Annotated in this window: 17 protein-coding genes; 6 read left to right on the forward strand and 11 right to left on the reverse strand. The window is 60.0% G+C overall.

Annotated features, from left to right (window positions below; translation table 11 throughout):
- Positions 1-4 precede the first annotated feature (4 nt).
- Positions 5-721 (forward strand): lipopolysaccharide kinase InaA family protein, encoded by a 717-nt coding sequence (locus tag F8N44_RS26425; RefSeq protein ID WP_150652373.1) that lies wholly within the window; start codon positions 5-7, stop codon positions 719-721.
- 2 nt (positions 722-723) lie between these two features.
- On the forward strand, positions 724-951 hold the full coding sequence (locus tag F8N44_RS26430) for a hypothetical protein (protein ID WP_127929581.1): 228 nt from the start codon (positions 724-726) through the stop codon (positions 949-951).
- A 135-nt stretch (positions 952-1086) separates the two neighbouring features.
- Here the strand turns inward: F8N44_RS26430 and F8N44_RS26435 are convergent, their stop codons facing one another.
- The 10 genes from F8N44_RS26435 to F8N44_RS26485 all read right to left on the reverse strand — a co-directional run bounded on the left by F8N44_RS26435 (position 1087) and on the right by F8N44_RS26485 (position 15288).
- Positions 1087-4113 (reverse strand): multidrug efflux RND transporter permease subunit, encoded by a 3027-nt coding sequence (locus F8N44_RS26435; protein ID WP_150652374.1) that lies wholly within the window; start codon positions 4111-4113, stop codon positions 1087-1089.
- Positions 4114-4126: 13 nt separating this feature from the next.
- Entirely contained in the window at positions 4127-5275 is a 1149-nt protein-coding gene (locus tag F8N44_RS26440; protein WP_150652375.1) for an efflux RND transporter periplasmic adaptor subunit, read from the reverse strand.
- Positions 5276-5456: 181 nt separating this feature from the next.
- Positions 5457-6557 (reverse strand): DUF1513 domain-containing protein, encoded by a 1101-nt coding sequence (locus F8N44_RS26445; RefSeq protein WP_095191953.1) that lies wholly within the window; start codon positions 6555-6557, stop codon positions 5457-5459.
- 14 nt (positions 6558-6571) lie between these two features.
- Entirely contained in the window at positions 6572-7636 is a 1065-nt protein-coding gene (locus F8N44_RS26450) for an imelysin family protein (RefSeq protein ID WP_127929577.1), read from the reverse strand.
- Positions 7637-7663: 27 nt separating this feature from the next.
- Entirely contained in the window at positions 7664-9091 is a 1428-nt protein-coding gene (locus F8N44_RS26455; RefSeq protein WP_150652376.1) for a di-heme oxidoredictase family protein, read from the reverse strand.
- 319 nt (positions 9092-9410) lie between these two features.
- Positions 9411-10757: an imelysin family protein gene (locus F8N44_RS26465; protein WP_038366845.1), complete on the reverse strand. Its 1347-nt coding sequence runs from the start codon at positions 10755-10757 to the stop codon at positions 9411-9413.
- Between the two features lie 230 nt (positions 10758-10987).
- Positions 10988-13039, reverse strand: coding sequence for a putative bifunctional diguanylate cyclase/phosphodiesterase (locus tag F8N44_RS26470; protein WP_150652377.1), 2052 nt, complete (start codon positions 13037-13039; stop codon positions 10988-10990).
- 466 nt (positions 13040-13505) lie between these two features.
- The gene (locus F8N44_RS26475) at positions 13506-14102 is read right to left on the reverse strand and encodes a superoxide dismutase (RefSeq protein WP_008085479.1); all 597 of its coding nucleotides are present in this window, start codon (positions 14100-14102) and stop codon (positions 13506-13508) included.
- Between the two features lie 176 nt (positions 14103-14278).
- Positions 14279-14881: a LysE/ArgO family amino acid transporter gene (locus F8N44_RS26480; protein WP_016986684.1), complete on the reverse strand. Its 603-nt coding sequence runs from the start codon at positions 14879-14881 to the stop codon at positions 14279-14281.
- A 5-nt stretch (positions 14882-14886) separates the two neighbouring features.
- Positions 14887-15288, reverse strand: a complete 402-nt coding sequence (locus F8N44_RS26485) for an ACT domain-containing protein (protein ID WP_150652378.1) — start codon at positions 15286-15288, stop codon at positions 14887-14889.
- 96 nt (positions 15289-15384) lie between these two features.
- Between F8N44_RS26485 and F8N44_RS26490 the strand changes: the two genes are divergently transcribed.
- From F8N44_RS26490 to F8N44_RS26505, 4 genes are all read left to right on the forward strand, one after another.
- Positions 15385-16278, forward strand: coding sequence for a LysR family transcriptional regulator ArgP (locus F8N44_RS26490; protein ID WP_150652379.1), 894 nt, complete (start codon positions 15385-15387; stop codon positions 16276-16278).
- A gap of 54 nt (positions 16279-16332) precedes the next feature.
- Positions 16333-17325, forward strand: a complete 993-nt coding sequence (locus F8N44_RS26495; protein WP_150652380.1) for an NAD-dependent epimerase/dehydratase family protein — start codon at positions 16333-16335, stop codon at positions 17323-17325.
- A gap of 116 nt (positions 17326-17441) precedes the next feature.
- A complete protein-coding gene (locus tag F8N44_RS26500) occupies positions 17442-18296 on the forward strand; it encodes an ATPase (protein WP_150652381.1) in 855 nt (284 codons plus the stop codon).
- Between the two features lie 131 nt (positions 18297-18427).
- Positions 18428-19276, forward strand: a complete 849-nt coding sequence (locus F8N44_RS26505) for a cache domain-containing protein (protein WP_150652382.1) — start codon at positions 18428-18430, stop codon at positions 19274-19276.
- A 185-nt stretch (positions 19277-19461) separates the two neighbouring features.
- Here F8N44_RS26505 and F8N44_RS26510 read toward each other — a convergent pair whose 3' ends face one another.
- Positions 19462-20979: an MDR family MFS transporter gene (locus tag F8N44_RS26510; protein WP_150652383.1), complete on the reverse strand. Its 1518-nt coding sequence runs from the start codon at positions 20977-20979 to the stop codon at positions 19462-19464.
- Positions 20980-20982: the final 3 nt, after the last annotated feature.

Consider the following 20982-nt stretch of genomic DNA (forward strand, 5'->3'; position numbering starts at 1 on the left):
CAGGATGGCGGTGCAATTTGCAGCAGAAACGGATGTCGCTCCGCAAGATCGCTTCGACTACTACTGGGATCAGCGCGGCGATTGGGTAGAAGAGCCCAACGTGCGCCGGGGTGGCGAAAGCGGTGTGCAACGTATCGTTGGACGCGACGGACAACTGCTGTACGCCAAGCGTCAGACGGGTCATATCTACCGCAGTTGGTTGCACCCGTTTGGCCGTCCTACGGTTTTGCGCGAGCTGGATGCGCTGACCGGCGTCAGCAAACTCGGGGTTCGCGTGCCGGAAATCGTTTTCTGCGGCGCCCAGCCTGATCCGCAGCACAAATGGCGCGCACTGCTGGTGACCAAGTCCCTGGACGGTTTTCAGGAACTGGAACACTGGCTGGCCGCTGCCGGTGGTCGTGATCAGTGTGGCGACGTGGTTTATGAGCGTGTGCTCAAAGACCTCGCCGAAAATCTCGCGCGCATGCACAAAGGCCGCTGGCAGCACAGCTGCATCTACATCAAGCATGTATTTGTGCGGGTGACGGGCGAGGGCGAGTCGGCCAAGGTCGAGGTTGCCTTGATCGATCTGGAGAAATGCCGCCAGCGTCTGACCGCCTATCGCGCCGCTTCCCATGACATGAAGCAATTGCGCCGCCATTCGTCGTTCCGCGACGCGGACTGGAAAAAACTCGTCTACTTTTATGAGACGGCGTTTGGCAGCGCTATCAAAGGTTTATAGCGATGAAACTAGAAATTGCACGAGGTTTGTTTTTGGTTGGAGCCTTGGCAGTTGCGTCATTGGCGGTGGCTGCCTGGGAGCAGCCTCGCATGCAGGTAATAGGCGCGTCCGTAGACGACGCCCACTGCGCAGTCCCACGGGTGGCAAAAGCCTCCGTGGCGACCAAACCCGATCATGATTTGTTGTTGTTCATGTTCGGACTTTCTCAAGGGATGAGGCCGCAAAGTTGAAACGATTGAAGCCCACATAAAAGGCCTCGCAGTTGCGAGGCCTTTTTTTATGCAAGCAAGATCAAAGGATCGCAGCCTTCGGCAGCTCCTACATGGATAGGTGTAGGAGCTGCCGAAGGCTGCGATCTTTTGCTTTCAAGGTTTATCGGGTTTCGCCAGCAGGGTGTACACGCACGGCAGGACGAACAGCGTAAACAACGTGCCAATCGACATCCCAGTGGCAATCACCATGCCGATATCAAAACGGCTGACGGCCCCCGCACCCGTGGCCAGAATCAGCGGCACCATGCCAAACACCATCGCCGCTGTGGTCATCAGCACTGGCCGCAAACGAATCGCCGCCGCTTCCTCCACGGCTTCCCGCGCCGTCAGCCCCTTGTCCTTGCGCAACTGGTTGGCGAACTCGACGATCAGAATCCCGTGCTTGCTGATCAGGCCGATCAGCGTCACCAGCCCAACTTGGGTGTAGATGTTCATGCTTGACCAACCGAGGAACAGCGGAATCAGCGCGCCGCAGATCGACAACGGCACCGTCACCAGAATCACCAGCGGATCGCGGAAGCTCTCGAACTGCGCCGCCAGCACCAGAAAGATAATCGCCAGCGCCAAGGCAAACGTCACCCACAGCGCGCTGCCTTCCTGAACGAACTGGCGTGAGGCGCCGCCATAGTCGAAGGCAAACCCGGCCGGCGCTTCTTCCCGGGCGATCTGCAACACGGTGTCGATGGCTTCGCCCATGCTCACCAACGGGAACCCGGAAATCTTCGCCGCGTTGAGCTGCTGGAACTGGTTGAGCTGGCGCGGTCGTGCGCGGTCACTGACCTTGATCAGCGTCGACAACGGCAACAATTCGCCCTGAGTGTTTTTCACGTAGTAGTTGTTCAGCCAGTCCGGGTTGTCGCGGTACGGCCGTTCGACCTGAGCGATCACCTTGTAGCTGCGGCCTTCGATGGTGAAGCGGTTGATTTCCGCCTCGCCGAGCAATGTCGCCAGCGTGCCGCCAAGGTCCAGCATCGATACGCCCATCTGCGCCGCTTTGGCGCGGTCGATATCGACGACAACTTCAGGTTTGTCGAACGCCAGATCGAGGTCGAAGAAGGCGAACTTGCCCGATTCCATGGCGCGCTTCTTGATCCTGTCGGCCACTTGCAGCAGCAATTCGTAGTCGTTGGCGGTGTTGACCACGAATTCGAACGGCAAGCCTTCGCCAGTACCGGGCAGGGAAGGCAGGTTGAAACCGAAAATCTGCAGGCCGGGGATGCCTTCAAGTCTGCCCTGCACCTCGGGAAGGATTTCCATCTGCGTACGGCTGCGCTCGTTCCATGGTTTGAGCAGGAAACCCCCGATGCCCGCCTGCACACCGTTGTAGCCGTTGATCTGGAACGAGGAGTAGTACTCGGGGAAGTCCTTGAAGATCTTGATGAATTCGTCGGTGTAGGTGCTCAGGTAATCAAGGTTGGTTGGCTGCGGCGCAGTGGCCATCATGAAAATGATGCCCTGGTCTTCGTCCGGGGCCAGTTCCGATTTGGTGAACTTGAGAAACACCGGGATCAGGCACAACACGATCACCGCGAACACCAGCACCACCGGCCGCGTGTTCAGCGTGCCATGGAGCATGCTCTGATAGCGGCGCTTGAGACCTTCGAAGATGCGGTCGAGGCGGTGCGCCAGGCCGCTGGGGTTTTCCTCGTGGCGCAGCAAAAACGCGCACATCATCGGCGACAGGGTCAGGGCGACGATTCCGGAAATCACCACCGCACCGGCGAGGGTCAGGGCAAACTCCTTGAACAACGCCCCGGTCAGCCCGGTGAGGAAACCGATCGGCGCATACACCGCCGCCAGGGTGATGGTCATCGACACCACCGGCATGGCGATTTCCCGCGCGCCTTCCAGCGCCGCATCAAACGGCGTCTTGCCTTCCTCGATGTGCCGGTGGATGTTCTCCACCACGACAATCGCATCGTCGACCACCAGACCGATGGCCAGCACCATCGCCAGCAGCGTCAGCAGGTTCATCGAGTAGCCCATCATCTGCATGAAGAACATCACGCCAATCATCGACAGCGGAATGGTCACCACCGGGATCACCACCGAGCGCAGTGCGCCGAGGAACAGGAACACCACAACGATGACGATCAGCACCGCCTCGAACAGGGTTTTCACCACTTCGTCGATGGACGCCTGAATGAACAGCGTGGCGTCGTAGGCGATCTCGCTTTTCAGGTTCGGCGGTAGCTGCGCTTCCAGCTCGGGCATCAGCTTGCGCACTTCCTTGATCACATCCAGCGGGTTGGCGCCGGGGGTGGCCTTGATGCCGATGTACACCGACGGCGTGCCGCCGAAGGAGCTGATCGAGTCGTAGTTTTCCGCGCCCATTTCCACCCGCGCGACATCGCTGAGCAGCACCCGGCTGTTGCCACTGACCTTGAGCGGAATCGCCGCAAAAGCCTCGGCGGATTTCAGCTCGGTGTTGGCGTTGATGCTGGTGACCACGTACTCGCCTTTCACTTCACCGGCGGCGGAGAGGAAGTTGTACTGGCGCACGGCGTTGGTCACATCGCTGGCGCTGAGACCGAAACCGGCGAGTTTCACCGGGTCGAGCCACAGGCGCATGGCGAACACCTGATTACCGAGAATCTCCGCTTCGGCCATGCCCGGCAGCGTTGCCAGTTTTGGCTGGATCACTCGTGACAGGTAGTCGGTGATCTGCGGGTTGCTCAAGTCCTTGCTGAAGAAACTGATGTACATCAGCGCCGAGGCGTCGGCAGACTCTTTGCTCAGCACCGGGTCTTCGGCGTCCTGCGGCAGCTTGTTCTTCACCTCGTTGGCCTTGGCCAGCAGCTCGGTGAACAAGCGGTCGGTGTTCGAGCCGATGCGTGCGTAGATCGAAATCACCGAGAAGTTCTGCCGGCTGACCGAGGTCATGTAGTCGATGCCCTCGGCGCTGGCCAGGCTCTGCTGCATCGGCTGGGTGATGTAACCCTGAATGGTTTCGGCGTTGGCCCCGGGGTAGGCGGTGGTCACCGTGATCAGGGCGTTTTCCATTTGCGGGTATTGGCGCAGCGGCAACTTGCTCCAGGCCTGAAAGCCGAGCAATACAATCAACAGGCTGACCACAGTGGCGAGCACCGGGCGGCGGATGAACGGATCGGTAAAAGCCATGGGGATTCCTTGATCAGTCGGCGCGAGGCGGACTGTTCTGCTCGCCGAGGGTCTTGTCGTCGCTGATGGCGATGTGTGCGCCGTTGTCCAGTTTGATCTGGCCAGCCGTCACCACTTGTTCGCCGCTCTGCACGCCCTTGTTGATCATCACCAGGCCATCGCGGCGTTCACCGGTTTCGATGAAACGGCGTTCGGCGATCAGCACCGGTTGGCCCTTGTCATCCTTTTCGACGCTGCCATCTTCGGCTTTCTTCTGCCCGACCACGTAGATCGAGTTGCCGTAGAGGGTGTAGGTGATCGCGCTTTCCGGCACCACGATATGTTTCTGCGGGTCGGGCAGCAGCACTTCAAGGCTGGTGAACATGCCCGGCAGCAGTTTGCCGTCGGGGTTGGCCAGGGTGGCGCGGATCAGAATGTTGCGCGTGGTGCTTTCGACGATCGGGTTGATCGCGCTGATCTTGCCGGCGAAATTTTGCCCGGGGTAAGCCGAAACCGAGATCTGTACGGGTTGGCCGATGGCCAGTTTCGGCACCGATTGTTCGGGCAGGTAGAAGTCGGCGTAGAGGCTGCTCAAATCCTGCAACGTAGCGATTTTGGTGCCGCTGGCGAGGTAGTCGCCGACATCGACCTGACGGATGCCGATGGTGCCGCTGAACGGCGCGAGGATGCGTTTTTTTGCCAGCGAGGCGTTGAGCTGATTGACCGTGGCCTTGTTCTTTTGCAGAACCGCCGAGAGCCGGTCGTACTCGCCTTTGGAAATGGCACGGCTATCGACCAGTTGGCTGCCACGACCGAAGTCCAGTTGCGCCAGACCCAGATCAGCCTTGGCGGTTTCCAGCAGGGCGGTCTCGACGGCGCTGTCGAGTTGCAGCAAAGGTTGCCCGGCCTTGACCTTCTGTCCGGATTCGAATTTGAGCTCGGTGACGGTGCCGGCGACTTCCAGGCTCAACTCGACACCTTGTAGCGCCTTGAGCGTGCCGACGGTTGGCAGGCGCAGCTGCCATGGCTGCTCGCTGGCGTTGGCCACGGCGACGCTGATCGGCGGTTTCGGCTTGGAAAAGCCCTGGATCATCGTGTAGATCGAAAAGGCTTTGTACCCGCCCAGCACCAGGACGATCAACAAAACAACACCCAACATGATCAGCATGCGGCGACGCAGCATATTTCCAGTTCCTTGGATAAATCAGGTGAGACAGGCGGGCACATTACTCCGAGTACAGGGGGGATTCCAACTGGCAGTTCTTACAGGGGGGAGCAAAAAGATCGCAGCCTGCGGCAGCTCCTACAGTAAAGGGTGATATCCCTGTAGGAGCTGCCGCAGGCTGCGATCTTTTAAAGGTGCTTCAGGCCATCAAGTGCAAATGGTTGTCCCAGAGCCCCGCCGGCAATTCCAGCGGCTTGGCCAACAACTCATCCTGGCGGCAATCGTAGTAACGGCAACGGCCTTGGCCGGAGGTCACGACAAAGCCGTCCTTCACTGCACCGACACCGGCGCAATCTGGCAACGGCGCATCGAGGCGCACTTCGCCGCTGTCCAGATCCCAGATGAAGAAGCGATTGCCACGCGGCGCCGTCAGCGCGACCAGGCGCAAGTCGCTATGCACGGCAACACTGGCGGTGTAATGCCCCATCGACTGCAACTGATGCTCCGGCACCGGGAAGGCCACGAACGGCTGCCCCGGACGTTTGATCGCCAGCAACTCCGAACGCTCATGCGAGGCGCCCATGAATTGCTGACCGGCAACGATGGTGCCGTCGCTGGCGATGCCCAGATGACGCACGCTGTTCATCTGCTGGGCGAGGGTTTCCTTGCTCAACAAAGTACCGTCGCGCTGCATCAGGACCAGGCTCGGCTCCATGGCGTTGAGGTTCATGTCGACGCGGCTTTCCGCCTCGGTGCGAATCCCGCCATTGGCCACCACCAGCGTCTCGCCATCGGGCATCCACGACACCTGATGCGGGCCGAGGCCGTGGGTGGAAATCTCACCGCTGTGCACCAGCCGCTCGCCTTCAAACTTGTACACGCCGAGCAAACCACGACCGGGATCGGTGGTGTCGTTCTCGGTGGCGTACAGGTATTCGCCGTCCTTGTGTACCACGGCGTGACCGTAGAAGTGCCGGTTCGGCTGCGAGGTCACCGTCTGCAGCAACTTACCGTCGCGCAGGTCGATCAGGTAGCTTTCGGTGCCCGGGCGACGTGCGACAAACAGCGCGATTGGCTGCGTCGGGTGATTGATGATGTCGTGGCAACGCTGGCCGACTTCGGTGGCGAACACCCGGGTGCCGTCCAGCCGATAACCGACGGCGTAGTGCTTGCCGTCGGTGTCGTCGCGCGCCGACAGCAACAGCGGGCTCTGATCCTTGCGTTTGAACAGCGTCCAGCCGCCCAGCGTCACTGCTCCCAGCAGTGCACTACCTAAAGTCAGAACCTGACGTCGCAGCATGGCAGTTGCCCTCATCAGTCACCGTCGTTGGCGTTGAAGCCCAGTTGGATGCCCAGCGCCTTGGCCAGTTCGCCTTCGTGCAGGCGATGGACGACGTTGAGGCTGTCGTAGATATCGTTCAGTTGTTGACGACCGGCGTCGTCTTCAAGCATTTCGCCGAGCGAACGCTGGGTGCTGTCGAACAGTTTCAGCGAAGCGGCGTAAGCGGCATCGATTTTGTCGGCCAATGGCTTTTGCTCAGCCGGCAACAGACCGCGCAGGCCTTTGTTGTCGACGCCTTCCCAGACGGTTTTGGCGGCGGCGAGACTGGCCTCCAGCGCGGTGAGGGACGACTGGCTGCGCCATGCATCAGCCTGGAATGGCTGTGGCACACCTTTGCTCTGGCGACCCATTGGCGTGCCGAGCTTTTTCTTCAGGGTGTCCAGCGCGGTGACTTGCACGCGCAGCAGATCGGCGATCGCTTCGTGGGAGTCGGCGTAGCGCTGGTTGGGGAACTTGGTCATCTGCGCGAGCATGCCGTCGGTGTTGTTCCAGTTCTGCAGAATCTCTTCAGCCAGTTGCTTCTGGCGCTCGCCAATGGCGATCAGCAGTGGGCAGTATTTGGCTTTTTGTTCTTCGTTGGCCACGTCAGGTTTGGCGTCGAACAGGATGTATTCGTAGGCCGACAGGCCTTGCACGACAACGCTGGATTTGGCCAGTGCGGCGGCATCGATCTGCGGTTGCGCGACCACCAGTTGCTCGACCTGACGGCCGACGAGGTTTTTCTTGTCCGGCCAGAACTGCACCTGCCACGAACGGTTGCCCTCGGCCAGCGGCCCGATCAGCAGCGGTTGCAACTCGGCCCAGGCTTTCTGTGCATGCAGGAAGTCGGCGCGGGCGGTTTCCAGGGTTTCTTTGCCCTGGCAGTAGGCGAGGGCGCTGACCGCCAGTTGCTTGTCGGCTTCGACCCAACGGGTGTAGGTCGGCAGGATCACCGATTTGGCGATGGCCGCCGAGGTGACCGCTTGCGGATCCTGTGGCGAGCAAGCGCCGAGGGCGAGGGCGGCAAGGCTGGTGAACAGTAGCTTGGGACGGAACATGTCGGGCTCCCGATTCTTTATCAGTGTTTAAAGTGAGTTCAAAAACGCCAGCAGCGCGGCACGCTGCTCGGCATTGAAAGACAAAACCTGTTGCTGCGCGGCTTGCGCTTCGCCGCCGTGCCACAGCACCGCTTCGAGCAGATTGCGCGCGCGACCGTCATGCAAAAACTGCGTGTGTCCGCTGACCGCTTGCGTCAGGCCAATCCCCCACAACGGCGGTGTGCGCCAGTCGCGGCCGGAGGCCTGGAATTCCGTGCGGTTGTCGGCCAGACCGTCGCCCATGTCATGCAGCAGCAGATCGGTGTACGGGCGAATCACCTGATTGGCCAATTCAGGTTCGGCGGCGTTGGCGGCGGTGGTGTATTTCGGCGTGTGGCACGAATCGCAGCCAGCCTGGAAAAACAGGTTCTTGCCGGCGATGACGTCTGCATCGTTAACGCCACGGCGTGCAGGCACGGCGAGGTTGCGGCTATAGAACAACACCAGACGCAGGATGTTGTCGCTGACTTCCGGTTCGCCGTTCGGGCCATTGCCGTTCGGGGCCTGTTTGCAGGCAGTTTGCGCGTCGGTGCAGTCATCGAAGGGTCTCAAACTTGTCGTAAGACCCATATCGCCGGAAAACGCGTGAACATTTTGTTGATTGAGGTTCGGTTGCCCGGCTTTCCAGCCAAATCTGCCCATGACGGTTTTTTGCAACGCATCATCCCAGACCTGATTTGGGCGGCCATTGATACCGTTTTTCTCTTTTGCCTGAGCGGCGGCGTTGGCGAGGATGGCTTCTTCGGGGATTGCTTCGAGCAGGCCCAGGCCAATCATCGGCGGCGCGACGCGGGCGGAAAAACGCGTGTCCGGGTGCATCGGGCCGTAGCCTAGCTGCGTGATCTGCAAGACGGGCTTGCGCAATTCGACTTCGGTGCCGTCCTTGAAACGCACGGGCACCGGTGTGTAGTCGACGCGCATTTTGCCTTCGGGGGCGACGCCGGGCACGGCCATGTCCTGGAACTGGCCGCCGTATACCGGCTCCGGCACTACGCCAACCTGTTCAATGACTTTGGCAAACTCCGGCGCATCGGGAATCGACAGGCGCACGAGCATCGACACAGCGTTAGGCGCATCCGGTGGTGGCGGATGACCGCGGCCGTCCTTGATGTGGCAGCCCTGACAAGCGTTGGTGTTGAACAACGGGCCGAGGCCATCGCGCGCGGTGGTGGTCGATGGCGCGATCACCCACGGGCTGCGGAAGAAGCTGTTGCCGACGCTGAAATCCACCCGACGCGATGGTGGCAGATTCGCTGAAGGCAACGAGAATGCGTTCTGATCGGTCTTGCGCACGGTCGCCGCTCCGCCCGAGCGTGCTTCACCAGGCTCGGCCTTGGTAAAACGCGGGGCGTCATCGCAGGCACTTAGGCCCAGGGCCAGCAACAGTGCGGACAAGCGAAGAGGCAGCGAGGGCATCAGACATCCTGCGGACGGGCGAAAACAAAGGCGCAAAGTCTAACAGGGCCGGGGTGATTGAATAAGAGGAATTATCGTTTGCTTGATATGGCGCAAGCCTTGAAGTCCATGTAAACCCTGTGGGAGCGAGCCTGCTCGCGAAAGCGGTGTCCGACGCGCTGAAAATGTGGCGGCCGATACAGCCTTCGCGAGCAGGCTCGCTCCCACAGGGATGGGTGGCGCACTTGATATTGGGTACACCCCTGAAGCAGGGGTTTGTGTTTGGCAGGTATGAAAAAGGCGACCCGAAGGTCGCCTTTTTTTGAATCGGACGCTGTGATCAGAACTCGTGATCAGCGTTGTCCGGGTTCAGGTCGCTGATGCCCAGTTTGCCGGCAGCGGCTTCGATCGAACCGGTCTGCTTGACCAAGGACGCGATCGCGTCGCGAACGATCTGGTTGCCAGCGGTGTTACCCGCAGCGATCAACTGGTCGTAGTGCTCACCCTTGTTGGCGTGATCGACCATGACCTGGATCTTCGCTTCGGTAGCGGCCAGATCGGCTTTCAGTGCGGTGTCGGCAGCCGGGTCAGCCTTGGCGACCAGCGACGACAGGCTGGCGCCGGTCATCTTGGTGCCGTCAACACGGGTGTACTCGCCCAGGTAGACGTTACGAATGCCTTTGGCATCGTAGAAGTGCGAGTTGTGGGTGTTGTCGCTGAAGCAATCCTGCTCGTCTTCAGGGGAGTTGGCTTCCAGGGAAACCTTCATGCGCTCGCCGGCCAGTTCGCCCAGTGACAGGCTGCCCATGCCGAAGAGCATTTTGCGCAGACCGGTTTCGCCTGGCTCGGCTTCCAGAGTGGCGCGGTAGTTGTCAGCCACGTTCGGCTTCCAGTTACCGACCATTTCTTCCAGATCGCTGACCAGCAGTTGAGTCACGGATTTCAGGTAGGCGCGACGACGATCGTTGTGACCGCCAGTGGCGCCGGCGCCTTCCAGGTAGTCGGATGCAGGACGGTTGCCAGCGCCAGGGCCGGTGCCGTTCAGATCCTGGCCCCAGAGCAGGAATTCGATGGCGTGGTAGCCGGTGGCGACGTTGGCTTCGGAACCGCCCAGCTCGTTGAGACTGGCGAGTTTTTCCGGGGTGATGTCTTTGACGTCGACCTTGTCTTCGCCGACCTGAACTTCGGTATTGGCGATGATGTTGGCGGTGGCGCCCGGGTTACCCAGTGCGTGCTCGTAGGATTTGTCGACGTAGTCGATCAGACCCTCGTCCAGCGGCCAGGCGTTAACCTGACCTTCCCAATCGTCGATGATGGTGTTGCCGAAGCGGAACACTTCGCTCTGCAGGTACGGAACGCGCGCGGCGACCCAGGCAGCCTTGGCGGCTTTCAGGGTGTCGGCGTTCGGCTTGGCGAGGAACGCGTCGACGGCGGTTTGCAGGGTTTTCGCGGTGGATTCGGCATCGCTGTAAACGGCGAAGACCATGTCGGCGTAGTGCGCGACCACAGCCTTGGCGGCGGCTTCATCGACTTTACCGGCCGCGGCCGGCGCAGCCGCAGGTGCGGTGGTGCTGGCGGCTGGAGTCGGCGTGGCCGGAGCGGCAGCCTTGTCTTTGCCTTCGCCGCAACCGGCGAGGGAAATAGCGATGGCCAGCAGACTGGCGGTAGCCAGAGGCATACGAATCATGGCGAACATCCTGCTTCGATAGTTGAGTGGACTCGCGCTGGGGGTGCGCAAAACTGCGACATAATGCAAATCTTTCGCATTATGTGTAAAGGGTTGTGGCTGGAAATATTTCTTATTTACGCCGGTGTGATGGCACCGATCAAAAGATCGCAGCCTCGTTGCACTCGACAGCTGCGGCAGGGGAATGCGATTCGTGTAGGAGCTGCGGCAGGCTGCGATCTTTTGATCGTCTAGAGAATGGCCGCGTTAGTGCGTTGCGCTTGCTTGAGATAGGCGCTCAGCTCGCGCGCCGGCAGCGGCTTGCTGTAGTGATAACCCTGACCCTCGTGGCAGCCTTCGGAAATGATGTAGCTTTCCTGTTCGGCGGTTTCCACGCCCTCGGCAATCACCTGCATGCCGAGACTCTTGCCCAACTGAATGATCGCGCGAACGATGGTCGCATCGTCGTCGTCATCAAGCAGATCCTGCACGAAGCTCTTGTCGATCTTGATTTTGTCCAGCGGCAGGCTTTTCAGATAACTCAGCGATGAATAGCCGGTGCCGAAGTCGTCGATGGCAATCAACGCGCCGGAACGGCGCAGGCTCAGCAAGTGCTGGGCGGCGGTGCTGATGTCTTCCATCAGGCCGGTTTCGGTGACTTCCAGTTCCAGGCTGCGCGGTGGCAGACGGTACATCTGCAGCAGATTGTTGACCACGCGCGGCAACTCGGCGTGGTGCAGTTGCACGGTAGACAGGTTGACCGCCATGCGCAGGTCGGCGAAGCCCTGATCGTGCCATTCGCGCAATTGCTTGCAGGCCTGATCGAGCACCCATTCGCCGATGGCGATGATTGTGCCGTTTTGCTCGGCCAGCGGAATGAACAGGTCTGGAGGCACCAGACCGTGTTCCGGGTGTTGCCAGCGAATCAGCGCCTCGACCCCGACCACGCGGTGATCGCGATAGCTGATCTGCGGCTGATAGACGAGGTAGAACTGATCGCGCAACAGCGCATCGCGCAGGTCTTTTTCCAGCTCGCGACGACGACGCATCTCGCTGTCGACGCTGGCGATGTAGAACTGATAGCGGTTGCGCGAGCGGGTCTTGGCCAGGGTCATGGTCTGCTCGGCTTTCTGCAACAGCTTCTCGGTACTGTCGCCATCCTCCGGGAACAGGGTGATGCCGATGGTCGCGCGCAGGCGGATTTCCTGGTGATCGAGGGCGAACGGCGCTTCCAGATCATCGAGAATGCTTTGCGCCAGCTCTGCCGCTTCATAAGGCTGTTCGATGTCGGCCTGCACCAGCGCGAATTGGTCGCCGCCCAAGCGGGCGAGGGCGCCGAGGCGGCCGCTATGGGCGCGCAGACGATCAGCCAGCGCCAGCAGTAATTGGTCGCCGGTCTGGTAGCTGAACTGCTCGTTAATGCCTTTGAAATCGTCCAGCCCGACGCACAACACCGCAACCCGGCGTTGCAGCTTGCCCGCGTCGACCAGAATCTTGTCCAGTTGCTGCTGCAATTGCTGGCGGTTCGGCAGACCGGTGAGGAAATCGTACTGAGCCATGCGCAGCAAACTGTTTTCCGCCTCGTGGCGCAGATGGGTGTTGCGTTCGATCGATTCGAGCAATTGGTTGGCGGTGTTGATCCAGATGCCCAATTCGTTTTTCTCGTGACCCTTGAGCTGCGGAATCTTGTGTTCGCTGGGGCGATCCGGGTTGATCTCGGTGAGGTGCTCGATGATTCGCGACAGCGGCTTGGTCAGTAGCCAGTGATAAACCAGATACAGCACCAGGCCCATGGCCAGAGCACGCAACACACCGGAAATGAAGATGATCACCGAACTGACGATAAACCCCTCGCCATAGGTGGCAGTGTCGAGGGTGATGCTCAGGTCGCCGTAATACTCGCTGTACGGGCCGCGCCCCACCAGTTGCGTGGTGAAGGTGCGCTCCTGGCCGAGAATCAGGTCGGTCAGCCAGCGGCTGCTGGAATGCTGCAGGTCGCGGGATTTCTGCGCGAGCATGACTTCGTTTGGATGGCCGATGGAGGCCTGACGTACGGCATCGTCCTGGAACAGGCCTTCGATCACCTGCATGCCCATTTCCCGATCAAGGCTGTAAACGGCCTGAGTCGAGGGATCGCGGAACATGTCGAGGATGCGTTCGGCGTCGCCGGCAACCGCCTGACGGGTTTTATAGGCATCGAACACAATCTGCGCGCAGCTCAAGACTACGCCGACGATCAATGCCGACAGGAGCACGACCCGGAGCAACTTCACCGACAAGCTGTTCTTGAGTTCCAGCTTCAAAGGGTTATTCCTTGTTCCGTGCGGGTAGCGTCAAGTTGCCATGAGTATTGGCAATCCCGAGTTGGCAGTCAAAGGGACAATCAGGCCCAAGGTCATTTGCCCGTGGCCTTGGCCGAAATGCTGCTGTTTGGAGTATTAGCCCTATTTGTACTGTGTCGGTAGTTTCGGCCCTCAACTTGAGCGGTTTGCCGCATTTTTTCGTCTTTTTGATGGTAGCCCGCTGTGGCACGGCAGCAAGCAGCGACAGACAGCTTTAATCGTGAGAGATACGCCATTGTTATGTAGGAGCTGCCGAAGGCTGCGATCTTTTGATCTTCGGCGTATTTGAAGATGCCAAAAGATCGCAGCCTTCGGCAGCTCCTACAGGAGATCAAAAGCGTTGAGTGCTCGCAGGTTCCGGCAGTGCCTACGAATTACAGGCATAAAAAAACCCGGCAAAAGCCGGGTTTTTTGACTGGCGCGCAGCTTAAGCGGTGAAGGTTTTGCCTTCGAACTGCTCAGCAACGAACTTCCAGTTGACCAGGTTCCAGAACGCTTCGACATACTTCGGACGAACGTTGCGGTAGTCGATGTAGTAAGCGTGTTCCCAGACGTCGCAGGTCAGCAGCGGGGTGTCGCCGCTGGTCAGCGGGTTGCCGGCGCCGATGGTGCTGGCCAGGGCCAGGGAACCGTCAGCCTTTTTCACCAGCCAGCCCCAGCCGGAACCGAAGGTGCCGATCGAGGTTTTGCTGAACTCTTCCTTGAACTTGTCGAACGAACCGAACGAAGCGTTGATGGCTTCAGCCAGCGCGCCGGTTGGTTGACCGCCGGCGTTTGGCGCCAGGCAGTTCCAGTAGAAAGTGTGGTTCCAGACCTGAGCGGCGTTGTTGAAGATACCGCCCGAGGAAGTCTTGACGATTTCTTCCAGGGTCTTGCCTTCGAACTCGGTGCCTGGCACCAGGTTGTTCAGGTTCACGACATAGGTGTTGTGGTGCTTGTCGTGGTGGTATTCCAGGGTTTCCTTGGAAATGTGCGGCTGCAGGGCATCGTGTGCGTAAGGCAGCGGCGGCAATTCGAAAGCCATGATGATTCTCCTAATCAGGTCTGTTGCGGTGAGCGCAAGGCCGATCACGGGCGGCCAGAAATGCACCGGCGAGTTTTTACTCTTTGCGGCGCAGGGTTTCGATCATAGCACCGGGGTTGCGGCATAACCACGCAACAACTGTGTGGGATAGAGGTTCCAGAGCTGTTTGGAATAAATCAGCTCGCGAAAATTAATTGCCCAGCCACGGTAAACATCATCAACGCCACCACCAGATCGAGAATCCGCCAGGTGCTCGGACGCGCCAACCATGGCGCCAACCAAGCTGCACCCAATGCCAAGGTGAAAAACCACAACAGCGAAGCACTCGCAGCCCCGACCACATAAGCCCCCGGCACCGATTGCTGCGCGCCGAGCGAGCCAATCAGCAACACCGTATCCAGGTAAACATGCGGGTTGAGCAGCGTCACCGCCAACGCGCTGAGCATCACTGCGCGCAACGAACGCACGGTCTGGTTTTCGCCCTGATCCATGCTCTGTTTCGAACAGGCCCGGCGCAACGCCTGACTGCCGTACCAGATCAAGAAAGTCGCGCCACCCCAACGGGCGATCGCCAGCAACGTCGGGTTCTGCGCCAGAATCGTCGCCAGCCCGAATACTCCGGCCGCCACCAGCAGCGCATCGCAAACCACGCACAACGCCGCCACGGGCAAGTGGTGCTCTCGGCGCAAGCTCTGCGCCAATACAAAAGCGTTCTGCGTACCGATCGCCATGATCAGTCCGAACGCCACCAGCAGGCCGTTCACATAGCTTTGCCACATAAGATTTACTCCGCGTTGGCTGCGAGATCGCGCAGCACTTGCATGGCGCGTTCGGCATCGGCCTGACCGACGAACAAGTGGTCGTGGTAATAGCCGGCAATCACGTTGCAACTGATCCCGGACTTGCCCAGTGCCGTAGCGAATGCGGCGGTGAGGCCGACGGCTTCCAGCGCCGAATGCACATTCAAGGTGATCCACGCGGCGACGTAATCGAAGCTGAAACCGGCCTGTTCGGCGCGGGAACGTTCGACAATCACGGTCAGACCTTCCTGTTCACGGAAGCTGCCGACCACCTCTAATCCATCGGGCAACTGCCCGTCGCGCAAGGTGCAGAACACGTATTCGCCGGCGTTGAGTTGCGGGCTCATGCTGCGCAACAAAGTCGTGAGTGAAGTTTCGCCAGCCATGAGTGTGTTCCTTGAGAAAGAGTGCTTGCTGGCTATTCTCCGGTCGAAACCTGTATAAGAAAAACCAATAGTGCTGATCGCTCATTAGGAAAACTGATGTTCGACTACAAATTGCTTTCGGCTCTGGCCGCCGTGGTCGAGCAGGCCGGATTCGAACGGGCCGCGCAGGTACTGGGCTTGTCGCAATCGGCGATCTCGCAACGGATCAAATTGCTTGAAGCGCGGGTCGGCCAGCCGGTGTTGATTCGCGGCACGCCACCGTCGCCGACCGAAATAGGCCGGCGTCTGCTCAATCATGTGCAGCAGGTGCGTTTGCTTGAGCGCGACTTGCAAACCCTGGTGCCCGCCTTGGACGAAGAGGGCCTGCCGGAGCGTCTGCGCATTGCATTGAATGCTGACAGCCTCGCCACATGGTGGGCCGAAGCGGTAGGCGACTTCTGCGCCGAACAACATTTACTGCTCGATCTGATTGTCGAAGACCAGACCGTCGGCCTCAAACGCATGCGCGCCGGTGAAGTGGCCGCGTGCCTTTGCGCCAGTGAGCGTCCGGTTGCGGGCGCGCGCAGCGTGTTGCTGGGGGCGATGCGTTATCGCGCGCTGGCCAGCCCGGCGTTCATCAAGCGGCATTTCCCCGACGGCGTACGCGCCGAACAATTGCCGCGCACGCCAGCGCTGGTGTTCGGCCCGGACGATTTTCTGCAGCATCGCTATCTCGCCTCGCTAGGCGTCGATGGTGGATTCGAACACCATTTGTGCCCGTCCTCGGAAGGTTTTATCCGCCTGACCGAAGCCGGACTCGGCTGGGGGCTGGTGCCGGAACTGCAAGTGCGCGATCAACTGCAACGCGGTGTGTTGCGCGAACTGTTGCCAGATAAACCGATTGATGTGCCGTTGTACTGGCATCATTGGCGCAATGGCGGTCAGCTGCTGGGCTTGCTGACCGAGCAATTGCTGCGTTCATCGGCGCAATGGCTGGTGCCGTTGGACTGACGGCCAGCGTCAAGACACTCGAATCAGGCAAAACGAAAGACATCGGAGCGTTACATGAAAATTCTGGTCACCGGCGCAAGCGGCTTCATTGGCGGACGCTTTGCGCGTTTCGCCCTGGAGCAGGGCCTGGACGTGCGGGTCAACGGTCGCCGGGCCGAGAGCGTCGAACACCTGGTGCGCCGTGGTGCCGAGTTTGTGCCCGGCGATCTGACCGATCCCGACCTGGTACGCGAACTGTGCTCGGACGTCGAAGCCGTGGTGCATTGCGCCGGTGCTGTCGGACTGTGGGGCCGCTATCAGGACTTCCATCAAGGCAACGTGCAGGTCACCGAAAACGTCGTCGAAGCCTGTCTGAAGCAGCGCGTCCGGCGTTTGGTGCATCTGTCGTCGCCATCGATCTATTTTGATGGCCGCGATCATCTCAATCTGACCGAAGAGCAAGTGCCCAAGCGTTTCAAGCATCACTACGCCGCGACCAAGTACCTGGCCGAGCAAAAGGTCTTCGGAGCCCAGGAATTCGGCCTCGAAACCATCGCCCTGCGCCCGCGTTTCGTCACTGGCGCCGGCGACATGAGCATCTTCCCGCGTTTGCTCAACATGCAGCGCAAGGGCCGTCTGGCGATCATCGGCAATGGCCTGAACAAAGTCGATTTCACTAGCGTGCAGAACCTTAATGAAGCGATGCTCAGCAGTTTGCTGGCCGCCGGTTCCGCGCTGGGCAAGGCCTACAACATCAGCAATGGCGCGCCGGTGCCGTTGTGGGATGTGGTCAATTACGTGATGCGCAGGATGGAAGTACCGCAGGTTACCAAGTACCGTTCGTATGGTCTGGCCTACAGCGTTGCGGCGCTCAATGAAGGGGTGTGCAAGCTCTGGCCCGGGCGTCCGGAGCCAACCTTGTCGCGCTTGGGCATGCAGGTGATGAAAAAAAATTTCACCCTCGACATCAGCCGCGCCCGGCATTATCTGGACTACGATCCGAAAGTCAGCCTGTGGTCGGCGCTGGATGAGTTCTGCGCGTGGTGGAAAGCTCAGGACATCCGTTGAAACGATTCGGCCGGGCGGCAATGAACCGTGTAGCCGCTTGGGGGTCAATCCCTGCGGCTGCGGCGGTTATACTTCGCAGCATTTAGCCATCACCGCGTTTCACAAAGGTTGCCTCAATGTCCATGCGTAATGATGCCCACGACGATTTCGATGATGTCCCGAGCCTGCGTGCCGACGCCTTCGACGACGATGACATTCCGACCACCGCCCGCACCTCTGTGCACTCGCGCACGCCGCCGGTAGTCAAGGTCAAGACGGCCAGCACCGGCCCGTTGTGGGCCTTGGTCGGCGCATTGTTTTTCGCCTTCATCGGCCTCGCCTGGTGGAGCTTCCAGCAGATCTCGCTGATGGAGCAGCAACTGGTCGCGACTCAGGAAAGCTTCGCGCGGATCAGCGAAGAAGCGGCCGGCCGCCTGCAGGATATTTCCGGCAAGGTCGTCGCCAGTCAGTCCAACGTCACCAGTGACAGCGAGGCTCTGAAGCTGCAAATCAAACAGCTCGAAGGCAAGCTGCTCGATCAGAGCAAGCAGCAGCAAGGCGTCGCGGGGCAGGCCAGTGATCTGGACAAGCGTTTGGCACAGATGACCGCGCAGACCACCGAACAGCAGAACGCCAATACCCAGTTGCAGGCGCAGGTCAAAGCCTTGACTGCGGAACTGGCGACGGTGAAAAGCACGCCGGCCGACACCAGCAAGGTCGATGCCCAGTTGAAGGCCTTTGACGCTCAGTTCAAAAGCCTCGGCGCTGATATTGCGGCGTTGAAGAAGCAGGGCAACCCGAGCGCGGCGATCGATCGTCTCGAACAGGAAATCGTTGTACTCAAAAGCGAGCAGGACAACCGCCCGGCGGCTCCTCAGGGTGGCGGCAATACTGCTGAGTTCGATGCCTTCCGTGGGCAGATGACCCGCAACATCAATACCCTTCAGGCGCAGATCCAGAATTTGCAGCAACAGATCAATTCCCGGCCTTGAATCCTGATCACCTGTGGTGGGGTCATTCCTCACCACAGGATCCGCGAAACGTTCAGAAACCCTCTGAATATCCATACATCACCCCAAGCCGTCTACGCTCTTGAAACACCAACAAAAACGAGGGATGCGCTATGGGGTTTTTGCATAAAGTGGCCTGGATCGGCGTGATGTTACTGGCCGGTTTCGGCCAGGCCAGCGCCGCCACGACCGCCAAGGATGACAGTCAGGCCGCCATTGCCTTGCTGGAAAAAGCCCTGGCCTATTACCACGACAATGGCGACAAGGCGTTCGCCGCGTTTAGTCGTCAGGGCGAGTTCGTCGACAAGGACCGCTACGTGTTTGTGGTCGACACCAAAGGCGTGATGCTCGCCAGCGGCGGGCCTTCATCAGCGTTGATCGGTCGTGACGTCAGTGAAGTGCTCGGCCCGGATCTGCAGAAAACCTTCAAGGACGCGTTGAAAGTGCCGGAAGGCAATGGCATCCAGCAGGCTGAGTACCGTTGGCAGAACTGGGCCGATGGCAAGGTCGAGCGCAAACACGTGTATTACCAGCGCATCGGCCAGCGAATTCTGGCAGTGGGTTACTACTTGCCGCGAGCGTCGGCGGAGCAGGCCAGGGCGTTGCTCGACAAAGCGGCGACTGATTTGGGCAAAGACGAGAAGGGCACGTTGACGGCAATCAACTCGCTCAAAGGCGGCTATTTGCAGGATGACCTGTACGTGTTTGTGGTGGATCTGAACACCCAGCGCTACGTCGCCCACGGCACCAATCTGCGTTTGATCAACACCGACTTCAGTAAGGTCAAGGATCCGGAAGGCAAACCGGTGGGCGAGCCGATTCTGGCGCTGATCGCCAAGCAGGATGAGGGCGAATATGAATACCGCTGGAAAAACCCGGTGACCGGCAAGGTCGAGGACAAGCATGCCTACCTGAAAAAGGCCGGGCATTTCCTTGTCGCCGTGGGTTACTACAGCCCTTGAAGGATGATCGTTCCCACGCTCCGCGTGGGAATGCAGCCCGGGACGCTCTGCGTCCCATCCAAAGCTGAACGCAGAGCGTCCGTTGAGACATTTCCCACGCAGAGCGTGGGAACGATCAACACACCGCTTTCGTCGGATCGCCGCCCGGAGCAGGCTCGCTCCCACAGGGGGTTGTGGTGTTGCGGTTATTTGGCGCCATGCTCGCGCCCGCGCAGCAGGTTGTTCGGCATCGCAATCGCTGCCGCCAACCCCAGCAGCGACACCGCTGCACTCACCCACAACAAATGCCGGAATGTCACCAGCAACTCCGCGCGCAAGGCGTTCTGCGCCTCCCCGGGCGCGGCGTTCAAACCGTCGAGCAAAACGTTGCCGGAATGCCCCTCGCTCATCAGCGAACTGCTGGCCAGATGGGCGAAACTCGAATCTTGCAACAACGCCAACAGCAGCGCCGACATCAACGCCACGCCCACCGCGCCGCCGAGAGAGCGAAACAGGTTAGTGGTGCTGGTCGCTACGCCGATGTCGCGTTGCTCCACCGAGTTCTGTGTGCCGACCAGTGATGTCGGGAACTGCATGCCACCGGCAATGCCACAGAGCAGCATGAACAGGCCGCTGAGCAGCGTTGCTTCCGGCGGGCTGAAGGCCATGCCGAGAATCGAAATCGGCATCAGGATGGCGCCCATCAGGATCTGCGGCTTATAGCGTCCGGTGATCGACGTGCGCCGGCCAGCGAAAAATGCACCAATCGGCAACCCCATCGCCAATGGCAACAAGTGCAAAGCGGCGCTGTCAGCTCCGGCACCGGTGACGGTCTGAAAGCGCAGCGGCATCAGCACAATCAGCGAAATCGCCTGGAAACTGGTGAAGAAAATCGTGCACCAGCACAGCAGCGCGTTGCGGTTGGCGAACAGGTGCATCGGCAGCAATGGCTCACGTGCACGCCGCTCATGCCAGACAAATACCGCCAGCACCACCACCGCACAAGCAAACAGCCCGAGCACTTCACTGCTGCGCCACGCATGGCCCTGACCGACTTGCGTGATGCCCAGCAACAGCGCAGTCAGGCCGATGATCATCAACAGCGTGCCGAGGTAGTCGATGATCGGTTTGCGTTGCGGAATCGGCAGCCCGCGCAGATTGCGTCGCGCCACCCACCAGGCACCGAGGCCCAGCGGCAGGTTGATCAGAAACACCCAGCGCCACGACAGGTATTCGGTCATGTAACCGCCGAGCACGGGGCCGGCGACACTGGCCACCGCGTACATGCTGCTGAAGTAACCCTGATAGCGCCCGCGTTCACGCGGCGGCACGATGTCGCCGATGATCGCCTGACTCACCGAGATCATCCCGCCGGCGCCAATACCCTGAAGGATCCGCGCCAGCACCAGTTGCTCCATGCTTTGCGCCATGCCGCAAAAGAGTGAGGCGAGGGTGAACAGGCCCATGCCGAACAGCATCAGTTTGCGCCGCCCGTACAAGTCACCGAGCTTGCCGTAGATCGGCACGGCCACCGTCATCGCGACCATGTACCCGGAAATCACCCAGGCCAGCAGGCTGACATCTTTGAACTGAGCAGAGATGGCCGGCATCGATACAGCAACGATGGTCTGATCCAGCGCGCCGAGAAAGATCGCCATCATCAACGCGACCAGCACGCTGCGAATGGCCGGTTTGGGCGTTTCGGGGTGATTGAGATTGGTCACGGG

The organism is Pseudomonas fluorescens (assembly GCF_902497745.1).
Classification (GTDB): domain Bacteria; phylum Pseudomonadota; class Gammaproteobacteria; order Pseudomonadales; family Pseudomonadaceae; genus Aquipseudomonas; species Aquipseudomonas fluorescens_BM.